Source organism: Paeniglutamicibacter sulfureus (assembly GCF_030512175.1).
GTDB classification, from domain to species: domain Bacteria; phylum Actinomycetota; class Actinomycetes; order Actinomycetales; family Micrococcaceae; genus Paeniglutamicibacter; species Paeniglutamicibacter sulfureus.
The window spans coordinates 387,481-401,942 of record NZ_JAULBL010000001.1 but is presented as its reverse complement, the minus strand read 5'-3'; the positions used below and the strand labels follow the sequence as shown (position 1 = coordinate 401,942).

14 protein-coding genes are annotated in these 14,462 nt (G+C 66.6%); 10 read left to right on the top strand and 4 right to left on the bottom strand.

The annotated features are described in order from the left end of the window. Positions 1–61: 61 nt before the first annotated feature. From Q2T94_RS01770 to Q2T94_RS01755, 4 genes are all read left to right on the top strand, one after another. Complete coding sequence (locus Q2T94_RS01770) at positions 62–1,453, top strand: hemolysin family protein (RefSeq protein WP_302262669.1); 1,392 nt, start codon at positions 62–64, stop codon at positions 1,451–1,453. After that, positions 1,450–2,502, top strand: coding sequence for a hemolysin family protein (locus tag Q2T94_RS01765; RefSeq protein WP_302262668.1), 1,053 nt, complete (start codon positions 1,450–1,452; stop codon positions 2,500–2,502). Before Q2T94_RS01770 ends, Q2T94_RS01765 begins: the two co-directional genes overlap by 4 nt. A gap of 257 nt (positions 2,503–2,759) precedes the next feature. After that, complete coding sequence (locus Q2T94_RS01760; protein WP_264268077.1) at positions 2,760–4,112, top strand: hemolysin family protein; 1,353 nt, start codon at positions 2,760–2,762, stop codon at positions 4,110–4,112. Beyond that, positions 4,105–5,151, top strand: coding sequence for a hemolysin family protein (locus Q2T94_RS01755; protein ID WP_302262667.1), 1,047 nt, complete (start codon positions 4,105–4,107; stop codon positions 5,149–5,151). Before Q2T94_RS01760 ends, Q2T94_RS01755 begins: the two co-directional genes overlap by 8 nt. 156 nt (positions 5,152–5,307) lie before the next feature. On the opposite strand, the gene Q2T94_RS01750 is transcribed toward Q2T94_RS01755, so the two are convergent. Further along, a complete protein-coding gene (locus Q2T94_RS01750) occupies positions 5,308–5,811 on the bottom strand; it encodes a universal stress protein (protein ID WP_302262666.1) in 504 nt (167 codons plus the stop codon). A 286-nt stretch (positions 5,812–6,097) separates the two neighbouring features. On the opposite strand from Q2T94_RS01750, the gene Q2T94_RS01745 reads away from it, so the two are divergent. The 5 genes from Q2T94_RS01745 (at position 6,098) to Q2T94_RS01725 (ending at position 10,050) form a co-directional block, all read left to right on the top strand. Beyond that, positions 6,098–6,493 (top strand): hypothetical protein, encoded by a 396-nt coding sequence (locus Q2T94_RS01745; RefSeq protein ID WP_264268074.1) that lies wholly within the window; start codon positions 6,098–6,100, stop codon positions 6,491–6,493. A 205-nt stretch (positions 6,494–6,698) separates the two neighbouring features. Beyond that, the gene (locus Q2T94_RS01740) at positions 6,699–6,989 is read left to right on the top strand and encodes a YciI family protein (RefSeq protein WP_264268073.1); all 291 of its coding nucleotides are present in this window, start codon (positions 6,699–6,701) and stop codon (positions 6,987–6,989) included. A gap of 165 nt (positions 6,990–7,154) precedes the next feature. Beyond that, positions 7,155–8,300: a flavodoxin-dependent (E)-4-hydroxy-3-methylbut-2-enyl-diphosphate synthase gene (ispG, locus tag Q2T94_RS01735; protein ID WP_372342856.1), complete on the top strand. Its 1,146-nt coding sequence runs from the start codon at positions 7,155–7,157 to the stop codon at positions 8,298–8,300. Further along, entirely contained in the window at positions 8,254–9,162 is a 909-nt protein-coding gene (locus Q2T94_RS01730; protein WP_264268072.1) for a GNAT family N-acetyltransferase, read from the top strand. Before ispG ends, Q2T94_RS01730 begins: the two co-directional genes overlap by 47 nt. An 87-nt stretch (positions 9,163–9,249) precedes the next feature. Continuing rightward, a complete protein-coding gene (locus Q2T94_RS01725) occupies positions 9,250–10,050 on the top strand; it encodes a hypothetical protein (RefSeq protein WP_302262665.1) in 801 nt (266 codons plus the stop codon). Between the two features lie 67 nt (positions 10,051–10,117). On the opposite strand, the gene Q2T94_RS01720 is transcribed toward Q2T94_RS01725, so the two are convergent. The 3 genes from Q2T94_RS01720 to Q2T94_RS01710 are packed head-to-tail and all read right to left on the bottom strand — an operon-like array spanning position 10,118 to position 13,115. Further along, positions 10,118–10,972, bottom strand: coding sequence for an ABC transporter ATP-binding protein (locus Q2T94_RS01720; protein WP_302262664.1), 855 nt, complete (start codon positions 10,970–10,972; stop codon positions 10,118–10,120). Continuing rightward, positions 10,969–12,060, bottom strand: a complete 1,092-nt coding sequence (locus tag Q2T94_RS01715) for a FecCD family ABC transporter permease (protein ID WP_302262663.1) — start codon at positions 12,058–12,060, stop codon at positions 10,969–10,971. Before Q2T94_RS01715 ends, Q2T94_RS01720 begins: the two co-directional genes overlap by 4 nt. Further along, entirely contained in the window at positions 12,057–13,115 is a 1,059-nt protein-coding gene (locus Q2T94_RS01710) for a FecCD family ABC transporter permease (protein ID WP_302262662.1), read from the bottom strand. Before Q2T94_RS01710 ends, Q2T94_RS01715 begins: the two co-directional genes overlap by 4 nt. A 136-nt stretch (positions 13,116–13,251) precedes the next feature. On the opposite strand from Q2T94_RS01710, the gene Q2T94_RS01705 reads away from it, so the two are divergent. Continuing rightward, positions 13,252–14,262, top strand: a complete 1,011-nt coding sequence (locus tag Q2T94_RS01705) for an ABC transporter substrate-binding protein (RefSeq protein WP_302262661.1) — start codon at positions 13,252–13,254, stop codon at positions 14,260–14,262. Positions 14,263–14,462: the final 200 nt, after the last annotated feature.

The following is a 14,462-nucleotide window of genomic DNA, read 5'->3' as shown; positions in this document are numbered from 1 at the left end:
GATTGAACAGTGAGCTTCCGAGTAGCCTTCGCTGCACGGTGTCCAGGGGTGGGAGAACCTGGTGAGCGCCTGGATACTGCTGGGGGTATTTGTTCTTCTCATTCTGGCCAATGCGTTGTTTGTGGCCGTCGAGTTCGCTTTTCTCACCGTCAACCGAAACACCGTGCGTGCGGCCGGGGAATCCGGTAACAAACGCGCCCTTGTGCTGGAACGGTCCCTCAAGAAGACTTCCACCAATCTCTCCGGTGCGCAGCTGGGCATTACCCTCACCAGCTTGGTTGCCGGGTTCCTCATGGCACCGTCCCTCGGCGTCCTGCTCACCGAGGCGTTTGCCCTGGCCGACATCCCACGGGCCACCGCGACGGGCACGGCACTCACCGCGGCCTTCATCATCGCCACGTTCACGCAAATGGTGTTCGGTGAACTCGTGCCCAAGAACTGGGCCATCGCCGAACCGATTCGAGTGGCCGAACTAGTGGTGCACCCGCAGAGGATCTTCATGTTCCTGTTCGGTTGGTTGGTGAAGATCCTGAACTCCTCGGCGAACGGGATCCTGCGACTCCTGGGATTCACCCCCGCGGAAGAACTTGCCAGCGCCCGCACCCCCCAGGAACTTGCCGCAGTGGTCTCTCGTTCCGGGCAGCAAGGTACCCTGGATCCGGGCACGGCCGAACTGGTGGCCCGTTCCATCGAATTCGGTGACCGCACCGCCTCGGATGTCATGCGCCCTCGCCCACAGGTGATGTTCCTGAGTCGGCACAACGTGCAGGAACTCATCGACCTCTCGGCCTCCAGCGGATACTCGCGCTTCCCTGTCCACGGGGACACCGTGGACGAGATCCTTGGGGCGGTCCATTTCAAACACGCCCTGGCCGTCCCCTACCAGCAGCGCGCAACCCGCCTGGTCCGGGAGATCACCGTCCCGATACCGGTGGTCTCCGAATCCATGACCCTTGACCCGTTGCTGCGCGAGCTGCGCCAGCCGGGGCTCCAGATGGCGGTGGTCATCGACGAATATGGCGGGACCGCAGGCATCGTGACCCTTGAGGACCTGATCGAGGAAATCGTCGGGGAAATCGATGACGAGCAGGACGCCAAGGTCCAACGCTACCGCCGCTACCGAGATGGTGCCCTCGGGATCTCCGGATTGCTGCGTCCGGACGAACTCGGTGACATCATGGCCCTGGAAATACCCGAGGGCGAGGAATCCGACACCCTCGGCGGGCTCATGGCCGAAGAGCTCGACCACCTGCCCGGCACAAGAGACAAGATCACCCTCCACGCGGTCGACCGGGTGAACCTTGACGAAAACGGCCTGCCCACACCCATCGAGGTTTCCCTGGTGGTGCTGAAGATGGACGGGCACCGGGTGGACCGGATCATTGCCCGCCGATCCCCGGGCCGCACCCCTGATGGTGTTGGCGGGCACGGGGACAAAGGTGAGCGCCGGTGATCGAGGGAACCGCGCTCTTGCTCCTGGCCCTGCTGCTGGCTGGCAATGCCTTCTTCGTGGGTGCCGAGTTCGCCATGGTCTCGGCCCGCCGCGACCAGATCGAACCGAAGGCCGCCACCGGCGCCTGGGCCGCCCGCTGGGCGCTCAAGGGAATGGAAGACGTCTCCACCTCGCTGGCCGCCACCCAACTGGGCATCACCGCGTGTTCCCTGTTGATCGGCGCCGTCGGTGAACCCGCGATAGCCCCAGCCATCGAAGGTCCGCTGACCTCTGTAGGTGTGCCGGTGGAGCTCATACACCCGGTCGCATTGCTGTTGGCCCTGCTGATAGTGACCTTCCTGCACATGGTGCTGGGGGAAATGGTGCCCAAAAACATGGCAATCGTCCGTCCGGTCCCCTCGGCGCTCATCCTTGGCCCGGCGCTGAGGGTGTTCGTTATGGTCTTCCGTCCGGTGATCTGGACCATGAACCACAGCGCCAACCTGGTGGTGCGCTGGGCTTTCAAGGCCCAACCCCGCGACGAAGTAGCCTCTGCGTTCACCTCCGAGGAGGTCCGTGGGTTCATCGCCGAATCCGGCAGGGAAGGATTGTTGGATGAGGACGAAATTGCGCTGCTTACCGGCGCCCTGGATTTCGAGAGCTTGACCGCGGCCGATGTAGCCATTCCCGCGGATCAGCTACGAACCGTTTCCTGTTCCGCCACCGTCACCGAGCTGGAAAAGCTGTGCGTGGAAACCGGCTTCTCGCGCTTTCCGGTACAAGGCGATGACGGATTGCTGGTGGGGTACGTACATGTCAAGGACATCCTCTCCATGTCCGCAGAGCATCGCCACGAAACGCTTCCCCCGGGTTCGATCCGCCCCTTGGTTTCGGTTCCACGAGATGCGAAGCTGCGCCCGGTGATGCAGGAAATGCAGAAACTCAACGCCCATCTGGCACTCATTGAGGGAACTTCGAATCCGGTCAGTGGCATTTGTGTCGTGGCGCTCGAGGATGTCTTGGAGGAACTGGTTGGTGAGGTCCGGGATGCTACGTCCAGTCGGGGATAGGCGCCTAACCAATGTCTCGCCTATGCTTTCACCGGTGGTGCTGGATTCAAGGCAGCCAGTCCGTTGATTCATTCCGTCTGGGATTGCCGACGCCGGCGACAGCTCGTTGCTGCCGCGACGAGCGGGGGTGCTCAGAAACCTCGCACCTAATTCGTATAGAGTTTGTTCCACTATGGATGACCCCCCTTCCCACATGCCCTGGCCCTTCTCCACGTCTGCCGGATTGATTCCGACACCCACCGGAGAGGGGCGCCCCAATGTATGAATGGATCATGATCGGCATTGGCCTGGTCCTCACCGTGGGCACCGGCTTGTTCGTTGCCTCCGAATTCGCGCTGGTCAACCTGGACCGCAACGACCTTGAAGCCCGCGCCGCGCGCGGTGAAAAACGCCTGGGCCCCACCATCAAGGCCCTGAAGATCACCTCCACCCACCTCTCCAGCGCCCAACTGGGCATCACCTTGACCACGCTGCTCACCGGTTACACCTTCGAACCGGCTATCAGCTCCCTGCTGCGTGGGCCACTGCTGGGCGCCGGGGTTCCTGAAGCGATCGTGCCGGGCATCGGAGCGGTGATCGGCATCTTCCTCGCCACCGTCTTCTCCATGATCATCGGCGAACTGGTCCCCAAGAACTTCGCCCTCGCCCTGCCGCTGGCCACCGCCAAGATCGTTGTGCCCTTCCAGGCCTTGTTCACCACCGTCTTCAAGCCGGTGATCCTGCTGTTCAACAACACTGCCAACGGGATCATCCGCTCCTTCGGCATCGAGCCCAAGGAAGAACTCTCCGGGGCGCGCAGTGCCGAGGAGCTCAGTTCGCTGGTGCGCCGATCGGCACTGGAGGGGGTCCTTGACCAGGACCACGCCACGCTGCTGCACCGCACGCTGCGTTTCTCCGAACACAGTGCCGCCGATGTCATGACCCCGCGGGTGCGCATGGTCGCGGTGGATGCGGAGCACCACGCCGAGGACATCATCGCCCTGGCCATCGCGACCGGGTTCTCCCGATTCCCGGTGATTGGCCGGGACCGCGACGAGATCCTGGGCGTGCTGCACGTCAAACAGGCCTTTGCCCTTCCCATGGAGCAACGCGCGACACTGCTCGCCACCGACCTGATGCATGCACCGTTGCGCATCCCCGAGTCCATGGGCGTTGAATCGCTCCTGGGACTGCTCCGCCAGCAGGGCCTGCAGGTTGCCATCGTCTCCGACGAACACGGCGGCACTGCCGGAATCGTCACCCTCGAAGACCTCGTCGAGGAGATCGTAGGGGAACTCGAGGACGAACACGACAAGGTCCGTGTCGGCGTCGTGAAAACCGGACGATCCGTGACCTTCGATGCCTCATTGCGGCCCGACGAATTGCTGGACCGCACCGGGATCAACGTCCCGGACGGCGAGGAGTATGACACCCTCGCAGGCTTCGTCACCGACCAACTGGACCGGATCCCCGAACTCGGCGACGAAGTGACCCTCCCCGAGGGCACCTTGCGCGTCGAACGCGTGCTGGGCACCCACATCGAACGCCTGAAATTCACCCCGGGCGACCCCTCCCAGAGCGAACACGACCAAATCATCGAGAACATGACCCAGGACCTGACCCATGAGTGAATATCTTCCCGGAATCATCTGGCTCGTCGTGCTGCTGGTCATCAACGCGTTCTTTGTCGGCGCCGAATTCGCCGTCATCTCCGCCCGGCGTTCGCAGATCGAGCCGAAGGCCGAGGCCGGCTCCAAGGCGGCCAAGACCACGCTGTGGGCCATGGAGCACGCGACGCTGATGCTGGCCACCAGCCAGCTGGGCATCACCGTATGCTCGCTGGTGATCCTGAACGTCTCAGAGCCGGCGATCCACCACCTGCTCGAAATCCCGCTCGGCTTCACCTCACTGAGCGCGGAGGCCATCGGCATCATCGCCTTCGTCGCGGCCTTGCTGCTGGTCACGTTCCTGCACGTGGTGATCGGCGAGATGGTTCCGAAGAACATCTCCTTCTCGGTGCCCACGCGCGCCGCCCTGATCCTGGCGCCGCCGCTGGTCATGGTGGCCCGCATCGTCAAACCGGTGATCTGGACCCTGAACGGCATCGCCAACTCCATCCTGCGTCTCTTCCGGGTGGAGCCCAAGGACGGGGCCACCAGCGCCTACACCCTGGACGAGGTGGCGGCCATTGTGGAGCAATCCACCCGCGACGGAATGCTGTCCGATGCCAACGGCACCCTGGGCAAGGCGTTCGAATTCACCACGAAGAAGGTCTCCGACGTGGAGGTGCCGCTCGATGCGATGGTCCTTTTGCCGGAAGGTTCCTCCCCGGCCGCCATCCAGGCCGCGGTGGCCCAGCACGGCTATTCCCGCTACATCCTGGTGAACGACGACAGGGAACTCGTTGGCTACCTGCACCTGAAGGACGTTATGGACCTGACCACGACCCAGAAGCTCCACGAGCCGGTTCCGACCAAGCGGATCCGCTCCCTGGCCTCCACCTTCTGCGGCGGCGAGCTGGAGGACGCGCTGGCCGCCATGCGCCGCACCGGCGCCCACGTAGCCCGCGTATTTGACGCCGAGGGCGCCACCACCGGGGTGCTCTTCCTGGAGGACATCATCGAGGAACTGGTCGGAGAGGTGCAGGACAGTACCAGCGCCTCGTCGTAGCCGGCTAAATCCATCCATGCCCTCATAACTACGTACACAAGGGTGCGCTTCGTGAAGGAGCGCACCCTTTCTGTAGGACGGCAGGAGTGCCCGACGGCGCTCCGGCGCCGTGTATCCGCCGGCCCCTTGTGGGCCCACAGCGCAAACATACACGGACTACACCCGGCGCCCTTTGGGCTTGGCCATGCTTGGCACCACCAGAACCGGCCGGTGCTGGTGCGCGGCGAGATGTGAAGCCGTGGCACCGTTGAGCAGTTGGGAAACATGCGCCCCAAACGTGGGCTTCCTGGTCCCCACAATGATCATTGAAGCGTCGGTTTCCGAGGCCAGGCGCGCCAATGCCTTCCAGATCTCGCCCGCCAGGATACGCAAGGTCCAGACGGTAGAACTTCCCTCCATCCTCGCTTCAACAACGGCAAGGATTTCCAGGGCATCCGCGGTCATGTCCTCATCGAGGTCGCGTGGATGCAACGAAAGATCCCTGATGTCTTCCTGGAGGTTCCACTCCGTCAGGTAACTGTTGGTCTCCACGTAAGCGAAGATCATGGCACGATCAAGCTGCTCGGCAAGCACCAACCCGTGTGAGATGACCTCGGGGTGCTGCCGGGGAATGACCCCCACGATCAAGGGGTCCCATGTCCCCCCGCCTTTCGGTGACATGACCACCCCTGAATCCTTCGCGAGACTCCGTGTCGTTCCGATTTCAGGATGACGGAAAGTCGCCCTCGACGGAAGTGCCCGCGTCTCCCGTGGATTTGGGTCCAGTCCAGGTGACCGGTACCCCGCTCCGCGCCTTAGGATTGCCGAGACGAGTGTTCACTGTCCGTCAAGTCCCACGAGGCCGACTCGGTGCACCCCGGCGCTTATCACCACAGCCAGTCGTAGTGCTACAACGCAGCGGCAGCCGGCAACGATGACTGCACTTGGCAGCGGATAAGATTGGAGCATGACCGGACCCGCAGGTGCCTTGGGCCCCATGTTGGAAATGATGACGTGGGTGGGATTTGTCCCTGGGATTCCGCTGCTCATCGCGGGCTGGATCGTGGCAAGGCGCCGGTGCCAGTGGACCACGACCACTGCCGAGGTCTTCGAAGCCGGTGGATTTCAAGGCTTCCGCTGGTCAGATAGTGAAAACACGCCGCGCCTCGCCCTGCACGACCCCGCAGAAGTCCAAATCCTGGATGTGGGAACGCAAGTCGAACTCCATTACGATAAGTGCCATCCCGCCCGGTGGGGACTGGGGCCGCCCCCGCGTGACAACCACGCCTTGCTCATCGGCTGGATACTCACGGGGACCGGGATCCTGTGTACCGTGGCGGGATTCATGCTGATGATGTTCTGACCCCTGGAAGCTTTTCCCTGAGCCTGGGATCGATCACATTCATTGCGGCCGTCACCGCAAGGCCGCACATCTCGCTCCTTGGCTGACCGGATGATTCCCTAAACGGCGCCTCTGAGGTCCCTCCCGGGACATGGCAGGGGCCCTCCGCGCGGCTTGACTGTGCCACGCAACCCATTTGGCTTTCGCAAGCATTAGGCTGTAGCTCATGAGTGTTTTTGCAGTCGAATATGTATACGCGGCCGGTTCCGATGCCATCCGTGATGAGCACCGCCCCGGGCACCGCGAGTTCCTGTCCGGATTGGCCGGCGAAATTGCGCTGGTCGCCTCCGGCCCCTACGTGGACGGATCCGGCGCCCTGTTGCTGTTGTCGGCGCCGAGCCAGGCGGCACTGGCCGAGACCCTGAAGGACGACCCGTTCGCGGTCAGCGGCTCCATTGCCGCCCTGCGGATCACCGAATGGAGCCCGGTCACGGGTGAGCTCAGTCACCACGCCTAGGTAGCAAACCCGCGTGATCACGGCACTTTGATGTCGCGGACGCGCGTCCGGCTTCGCCCTGCGAGATTACGGCCCCGCGGGCCGGGTTGCGGGGGGATAATGGAAAAAGCTTCCATTCTCTACACCTCGGAGGAAATCTTGACCTCGATCCCGGTCAGTCTCGGCATGCCATCGACGCCACCCCCGGTCCTCACGCCGCGGCGCAAGACCCGACAGATCAAGGTCGGTTCCGTCGGTGTGGGTTCCGACAGCCCCGTCAGCATCCAGTCGATGACGACGACGCCGACCACCGACATCAACGCCACGCTGCAGCAGATTGCCGAACTCACGGCCACCGGCTGCGACATCGTGCGTGTTGCGTGCCCGTCGGCCGACGACGCGCTGGCGCTGCCGATCATCGCAAAGAAGTCGCAGATCCCCGTGATCGCCGACATCCACTTCCAGCCGAAGTACGTCTTTGCCGCCATCGACGCCGGCTGCGCCGCCGTCCGCGTGAACCCGGGCAACATCCGCAAGTTCGACGACCAGGTCAAGCAGATTGCCGAGGCCGCCAAGGCCGCCGGCACCTCCATCCGCATCGGAGTCAACGCCGGTTCGCTGGACCCGCGCCTGATGGAGAAGTACGGCAAGGCGACCCCCGAGGCGCTGGTCGAATCCGCCGTCTGGGAAGCCTCGCTCTTCGAGGAACACGACTTCCACGACTTCAAGATCTCGGTCAAGCACAACGACCCGGTCGTCATGGTCCGTGCCTACGAGCTGTTGGCCGAACGCGGCGACTGGCCGTTGCACCTGGGCGTCACCGAGGCGGGACCCGCCTTCCAGGGCACCATCAAGTCAGCCACCGCCTTCGGCGCGCTGCTCTCCAAGGGCATCGGCGACACCATCCGCGTCTCGCTCTCGGCCCCGCCGGTCGAGGAGGTCAAGGTTGGAGCGCAGATCCTGCAATCCCTGAACCTGCGCCCGCGCAAGCTGGAAATCGTCTCCTGCCCGTCCTGTGGACGCGCCCAGGTCGACGTCTACACGCTGGCCGACCAGGTCACCGCCGGGCTGGAAGGACTTGAGGTCCCACTGCGCGTGGCAGTCATGGGCTGTGTCGTCAACGGCCCCGGCGAGGCACGCGAAGCCGACCTCGGTGTTGCCTCGGGCAACGGCAAGGGGCAGATCTTTGTGAAGGGCGAAGTCATCAAGACGGTGCCCGAAGACCAAATTGTTGAGACACTGATTGAAGAGGCGATGCGCATCGCCGAGGAAATGGGGAACGTGGATGGAGAAAATCCTGTCCAAGGTGGCCCCGTGGTTACCGTCAGCTAGACGCAACCCGGGCGCCGGAGAGTCGCTCTCCGCAAGTATCCGTGTCCTCGATGACGCCGATACCGCGGCTCTCCGCGCCCTCGTTTCCATCGATCCGGTCGCCAACATCTTCATGGATGCGCAGCTGGCCGTCACCGGATCCGCCAGGCCGGGTCTGGGCGGATCGCTCATCGTGGGCCGGTTCGACGGGGCGCTGCTGGTCTCGGCCTGCTGGATCGGTGCAAATATCGTGCCGATCAATGTCACCGCCGAGGACGCCGGGGAATTCGGGCACGTCGTGAAATCGCTGAACCGGAGTTTTGCTTCCTGCTTCGGCCCGGCCGATGCCGTCATGGGGATGTGGAAGGTCCTCGCCGAGGGTCCGCAGCAGGCCTTCAGCGTGCGGCCCAACCAGCCCTTCATGACGCTCTCCAAGGCCCCCGCCATCGAGCCGGAGCCCTCCCTGCGGGCCAGCCACGCGGGGGAGTACGACCTGGTGCTGCCGGCCTGCGCGCTGATGTTCGAGGAAGAGCTGGGTTACTCCCCGCTGGTCAATGGGGGGTCGTTCTACCGTTCGAGGGTCCGCTCGCTGATCCATTCGGGACATTCGCTGATCGCCCTGGACACTGAAGGCGCGATCCGGTTCAAGGCCGAACTGGGAACCGTCACCACCCGGGCCACACAGATCCAGGGGGTCTGGATGAACCCCGAGCACCGCGGCGGCGGGAAGGCTGCCGGCTACATGGCCGCGGTCGCCGACTACGCCCTGCGACTTGCCCCCACCACCAGCCTCTATGTCAACGACTACAACGCACCTGCCCTTGCGACCTATCGCAAAGTCGGTTTCGAAGAGGTCGGCGAGTTCGCCACCATCCTCTTCTGACCTTCCGGCGGGTGCCGGAACCATCCACCACGGCCACAGCGTGCCCCTTGAGGACCGCCGACCTGAAAGCTAGACGTGACGTCCCATATGCCAAGGACCAACGAAACCATTCGCAGGACCTCCACCGCACTGGCGGCAGCAGGCCTGTTGCTGGCCCTTGCCGGTTGCACCGATGCCCCGGTCCCGGGCCCCAGCGCATCATCGCCGACCGCCGTCGAGGTGCCCGTCACCGAGCCGGGCTCCGCCAGCCCGACCGCTGGTCCGTCGGGCAGGGCCGAACTGGGTTACCTGGATGCCGCTGCACTGAAAAGCGCTGTGCAGCAATGGGCGGCAGCGACCCCCGGAACAGTCGTCAATGACCAGGAAGCGCTGCGCAAGCAACTGCCGGAGGCGCAAAAGTGGCTTGAGGGCGTCACAGTGGTTCCTGCCGAGTGCGGACTCTACGGGGTGGGCAGCCTGACCGACCAGCTGGACCAGGCGGCCATGGCGGCAGCCGTCCTGCCGCAGAACGCCGGCGGCGACCTGACAATTGCCTCCTACCGCGACCGTGCCGGCCTGGTGGCCAACGTGGCGGCGCAGCAGCACCTGGACCAGTCCTGCAGCACCTACGCGGTCACCGCGGGCGGCCAAACGATCACCTCCAAGCTGACCCCGCTTGAGGTCACGAGTTCCGCTCACTTCACCACTGCCACCATGTTGGAAAGCGTGAACGGGAATGCGAAGAACAAACAGGTGTCGGTCCGACTCATTGACGGCAGCCTGATGCTGACGGCTACCCGCGCCGTGAAGAGTACCCCCGAAGCAGCCACTGCGCAGGCGCTAAAGGATGCCGAGGGCCTGCTGACGATCCTGCGCGCGGCACCGCCCGCGGCGACTCCCGCCCCGTAACCCGGCCGGGCGGCCCCAAGCCACGCAGGGAACCCCGGGCCGCAGCGGAAATGCCCGTGGGGTTTCGCTAGGCTTTCGCCGCGGCCTCCGCGGTCCGTTCCGCGGAGGAGGCCAGCGCTTCGGGCAGCGGCCCGTTGCCCAGCGGGATGACATGGGGGCGTCCGGCGACCGGGTCGGCAACTACCTGCGCGCTCAGCCCGAAGATCTCGGCCAGCCCGCGCTCGGTGACGACCTCGGAGGGGGAACCCGCCGAATGGATCCGGCCCTGGCGCATCGCGACCATGTGGTCCGAGTAGCGGGCGGCCAGTGAGATGTCGTGCAGCACCATGACGATCGTGCGCCCGTGCTCGGCATTCAGCCGCTGCACCAGTTCCAGGAGCTCGACCTGGTGTGCCAGGTCCAGGAAGCTGGTGGGCTCGTCGAGCAGCACGATGTCTGTTTCCTGGGCCAGCACCATCGAGATCCAGGCGCGCTGGCGCTGCCCGCCGGAGAGCTCGTCCATCGGCACGTCGGCCAGCGCGGCGATGCCGGTGGCCTCCAGCGCCTCGGCGACCACGCGCTCGTCGCCGACGGAGAACTGCTGGTACCAGCGCTGGCGCGGATTGCGCCCGCGCGAGACCAAATCCGCCACGGTCAGCCCGGCCGGGGCCGTGGGGTTCTGCGGCAGCATGCCCAGCCGGGTCGCCACCGAGCGGGTCGGCTGGCGGTGCAGCGGCTCCCCGTCCAGCAGCACGCGCCCGGAGCGCGGCACCATCAGCCGGGCCATGGCGCGCAACAGGGTGGACTTGCCGCAGCCGTTGGGGCCGATGATCGAGGTCACCGCGCCGTCGGGCACGGCCAGGCTGAGCTGGTGCACGATGTCGTCCCCGTCGTAGCCCAGGGTGACCTCTTCGACGCAGAGGCGGGATGCGGCCGGGATCATGAGGTTCTCCGTTGGTGTTTGAGGATCAGGTACATCAGGAACGGCGCGCCGAGCACCGCTGTGGCCACGCCCACCGGCAGCGGGATGGCCAGCAGGTTCGCCGCCGCCACGTCGGAGAGCAGCACGAAGAGCGCCCCGACCAGGGCGCTGGCGCCCACCGGGGGCAGCGCCGCGCCGCAGAGCAGCCGCGCGATCTGCGGGGCGGCGAGGGCCACGAAGGCGATCGGCCCGCCCACCACGGTGGCGATCGCGGCCAGCAGCACCGCCAGCAGCAGTGCCACGGTGCGCACCGTCCCGATCCGCGAGCCCAGCGCGAGCGCGACGTCGTCGCCCAGGCTGGACAGGGCCAGCCAGCGGCCCATGCCCAGCGCCGCGAGCAGCAGCACCGCCGCGGCCACGGCCAGCGGTGCCACCAGCGTCCATTCCTTGCCGTTGAGCGAGCCCATCATCCAGGTCAGGGCCAGCCCCGCGCTGGTGACATCGCCCAGGGTCAGCATCCAGGTGGTCAGGCTGGCGGCCAGGCCGGAGACGCCCAGCCCGACCAGGATGAGGCGCTGGCTGTCGAGGCCGCGGCGGTAGGCCAGCAGGTACACCGCGCCGCCGGCCAGCAGCCCGGCCGCGAAGGCCGCCGCGGGCATGCCCAGCATCGCTGCGGCGCCGCTGAGCCCGGCATGCCCGCCGCCGGCCAGCACCAGCACGCCCACCGCTCCCACCGCGGCGCCGGAGGTCACCCCGAGCACGTCGGGGCTGGCCAGCGGGTTGCGGGCCACGGTCTGGGTCAGCGCCCCGGCCGCGGCCAGGGCGGCGCCCACCAGCACCGCGGCTGCCATGCGCGGGGCGCGGAACTCGGTGGCGGCCAGGTGCACCAAGGGATTGGAATCATCGCCCAGCAGGGCGCGCACCACCTCGCCGAAGGCCAGCGGGGTGCCGCCGAAGGCGATGTGCAGGGCCGCGCCGGCCAGCACCAGCGGCAGCAGCAGCGCCGTCACGGCCAGGGTGCGCGGGTCGGTGCGCAGCGACACCGGCCCCAGGCGCAGCACCCGCACCGAGGCAAAGCGCGTGCCGGTCCCCGTCGTCCCGGCGCTCACAGGGCCACCAGCCTCTTGCGCCGGGCCAGGCGCACGAAGAGCGGCGCGCCGATCACGGCCAGCACGACGCCGACGGAGAGCTCGCCGGGCCGGGCCACGACCCGTCCGGCGGTGTCGGCCAGCAGCACCAGGGTGGCGCCGGCCAGCAGCGAGAAGGGCATCAACCAGCGGTGGTCCCCGCCCATGGCGGCGCGCGCCAGGTGCGGGATGACCAGGCCGGCAAAGGCGATCGGGCCGGCCAGTGTCACCGCCGAGCCGGAGAGCAGCGCGATGGCGGCAATCCCGACGATGCGCGAGCGCAACACGCCGGTGCCCAGCGCGGTGGCCGTGTCCTCGCCCAGGGCCAGGGTGTTCAGCGCGCCGAGGTTTGCCAGCGCCAGCAGCAGGCCGGCGAGGATGAAGGGGGCCACCAGGTCCAGGCCGCCGTCCCGCCCGGCCAGCGAGCCGATCTGCCAGAAGCGCAGCGTGTCCAGCGCCTCCTCGTTGAGCAGCACCAGCCCGGACACCAGGCCGTGGCACAGGGCCGTCACCGCCGCCCCGGCCAGCACCAGGGTGATGGGGGTGGCCCCGTGCCGACTGGCGGACCCGAGCAGGAAGACCAGGATGCTGGCCCCCAGGGCGCCGGTGAAGGCGAGGGTGGCCTCGACGCCGGCGGTCTGCTGGCCCCAGAACGTGGTGGCCGCAACGATCGCCAGTGCCGCGCCCTGGTTGATGCCCAGCAGCCCCGGATCGGCGATCGGGTTGCGCGTGTGTCCCTGGACCAGCGTGCCGGCCAGCCCAAGGCAGGCGCCCACCACGATCCCGGTCAGCGTGCGCGGCCAGCGCAGCTCGCGAATCGTTACGTCCATGACGGTGCCGGACGGGGTGGCCACGGCGTGCCAGGCCTCGGCCAGCGAGGAGGGCTGGCCGCCGATGCAGATGCTGGCGAGCACAGCCAGCAGCAGCGCCGCCGCGGCCAGCCCCAGGCGGCGCAGGCGGCGGGCCCGCCCGACGGGACGGCCGCCGGTGCGCGGATCCGCAGCGGGCGCCTGCGCGGCGGTGGCGAGGACGGGCACGAGGACTCCCTTTTTGATTACGAAACAATTTCGTGCCCTATGTATCGGCACTGTGCTAGTGTACTGCCTTGGCAAGGCAACCCTAACTTTTTGTGCCGCTGCCGCGTAACTTCCCACTCGCTGAAAGTACCCGCCCATGAAAAAGTCGACCGTTCGCCGCGTGGCCGCCGCCCTTGCCGGCATTGCCCTGCTCGCCACCTCCGCCTGCGCCGCCCCCGCGACCGAAGCCCCCGCGGCGTCCCCGGCCGCCAACGCCGCCGGCTACCCCCTGACCATGGACCACATCATGGGGTCGACCACCCTGGAGACGCAGCCCAAGCGCGTCGTCGCCCTGGACCCGAGCTACATCGACGCGGCCCTGCTGCTCGACGCCGACCTGGTCGGCTATGTCCAGTACCGCCAGGACCCGAAGGACCCCTTCGCCCCCTACCTGGGCGACGTGAAGGAGGCGACCGCCGAGTCCGTCAACGTGGGCACGCTCGCCGAGCCGAACCTCGAGAAGATCCTTGAACTGCAGCCGGACCTGATCGTCTCGGCCAAGGTGCGCCACGAGGCGCTGTACCCGCAGCTCTCCAAGATCGCGCCGACCATCTTCTCCGACAGCACCGGCCCGACCTGGAAGGAAAACGTCGTCTTCCTCGGCGAGGCCCTGGGGGAGAAGACCAAGGCCGAGACCCTGGTGAAGGAATACGAGGACCGCGCCGCCTCCGTCGGCAAGTCCATCCTGGCCAAGGACCCGAAGCTGACCTACTCGCTGATCCGCTTCTCCGGCGGCGACACCGCCCGGCTCTACGCGACCGACTCGTTCATCGGCGAAATCATGGCCGACATGGCGATCCCGCGCCCCGCAGGCGGACTTGACTCCACCGACTCGATCTTTGCCCCGCTGGGTGCGGAGCAGATCCTCGAGGGCGACGCCGGCCTGATCATGGTCAGCGCCTGGACCCCGCCGGGCGCTGAAGGCGACGCCTCGCGCGCCCAGAAGGCCGAATACGAGTCCAACCCGCTCTGGAACCGCCTCGAGGGCGACAAGCTTCCGGTCGACGACTCCATCTTCCTGGCCTCGGTCAGCATCCAGGGCGCCCACGCGGTGATCACCGAACTGGCGAACCACTACGGCGTGGACCCGCAGCTGCCCAAGCAGTAACACCCCGCATGCTCCACCGGCACGGCCGGGCCTCCCGTCACGGGCGGCCCGGCCGTGCCGTGTTTCGGGGCCGCCGGATTCCGTGCGGATTCTTCCTCCCGCGGCTGACTTCAAGGGGTGGGCCATGTTGCCCATGGCCTACCGGCGCCGAGCGCGCTGCAAGTAACTGGCCGGCGGAGGTGTCGCCACCGCTCCGTGCA

What these genes read in the sequence shown, in the direction of transcription:
- Q2T94_RS01745 (WP_264268074.1), top strand. Translation starts at nt 6,098, where the DNA reads ATGACCGGACCCGCAGGTGCCTTGGGCCCCATGTTGGAAATGATGACG.
- Q2T94_RS01750 (WP_302262666.1), bottom strand. Translation starts at nt 5,811, where the DNA reads ATGTCACCGAAAGGCGGGGGGACATGGGACCCCTTGATCGTGGGGGTC.
- Q2T94_RS01740 (WP_264268073.1), top strand. Translation starts at nt 6,699, where the DNA reads ATGAGTGTTTTTGCAGTCGAATATGTATACGCGGCCGGTTCCGATGCC.
- Q2T94_RS01730 (WP_264268072.1), top strand. Translation starts at nt 8,254, where the DNA reads ATGGAGAAAATCCTGTCCAAGGTGGCCCCGTGGTTACCGTCAGCTAGA.
- Q2T94_RS01705 (WP_302262661.1), top strand. Translation starts at nt 13,252, where the DNA reads ATGAAAAAGTCGACCGTTCGCCGCGTGGCCGCCGCCCTTGCCGGCATT.
- ispG (WP_372342856.1), top strand. Translation starts at nt 7,155, where the DNA reads ATGCCATCGACGCCACCCCCGGTCCTCACGCCGCGGCGCAAGACCCGA.
- Q2T94_RS01760 (WP_264268077.1), top strand. Translation starts at nt 2,760, where the DNA reads ATGTATGAATGGATCATGATCGGCATTGGCCTGGTCCTCACCGTGGGC.
- Q2T94_RS01725 (WP_302262665.1), top strand. Translation starts at nt 9,250, where the DNA reads ATGCCAAGGACCAACGAAACCATTCGCAGGACCTCCACCGCACTGGCG.
- Q2T94_RS01755 (WP_302262667.1), top strand. Translation starts at nt 4,105, where the DNA reads ATGAGTGAATATCTTCCCGGAATCATCTGGCTCGTCGTGCTGCTGGTC.
- Q2T94_RS01720 (WP_302262664.1), bottom strand. Translation starts at nt 10,972, where the DNA reads ATGATCCCGGCCGCATCCCGCCTCTGCGTCGAAGAGGTCACCCTGGGC.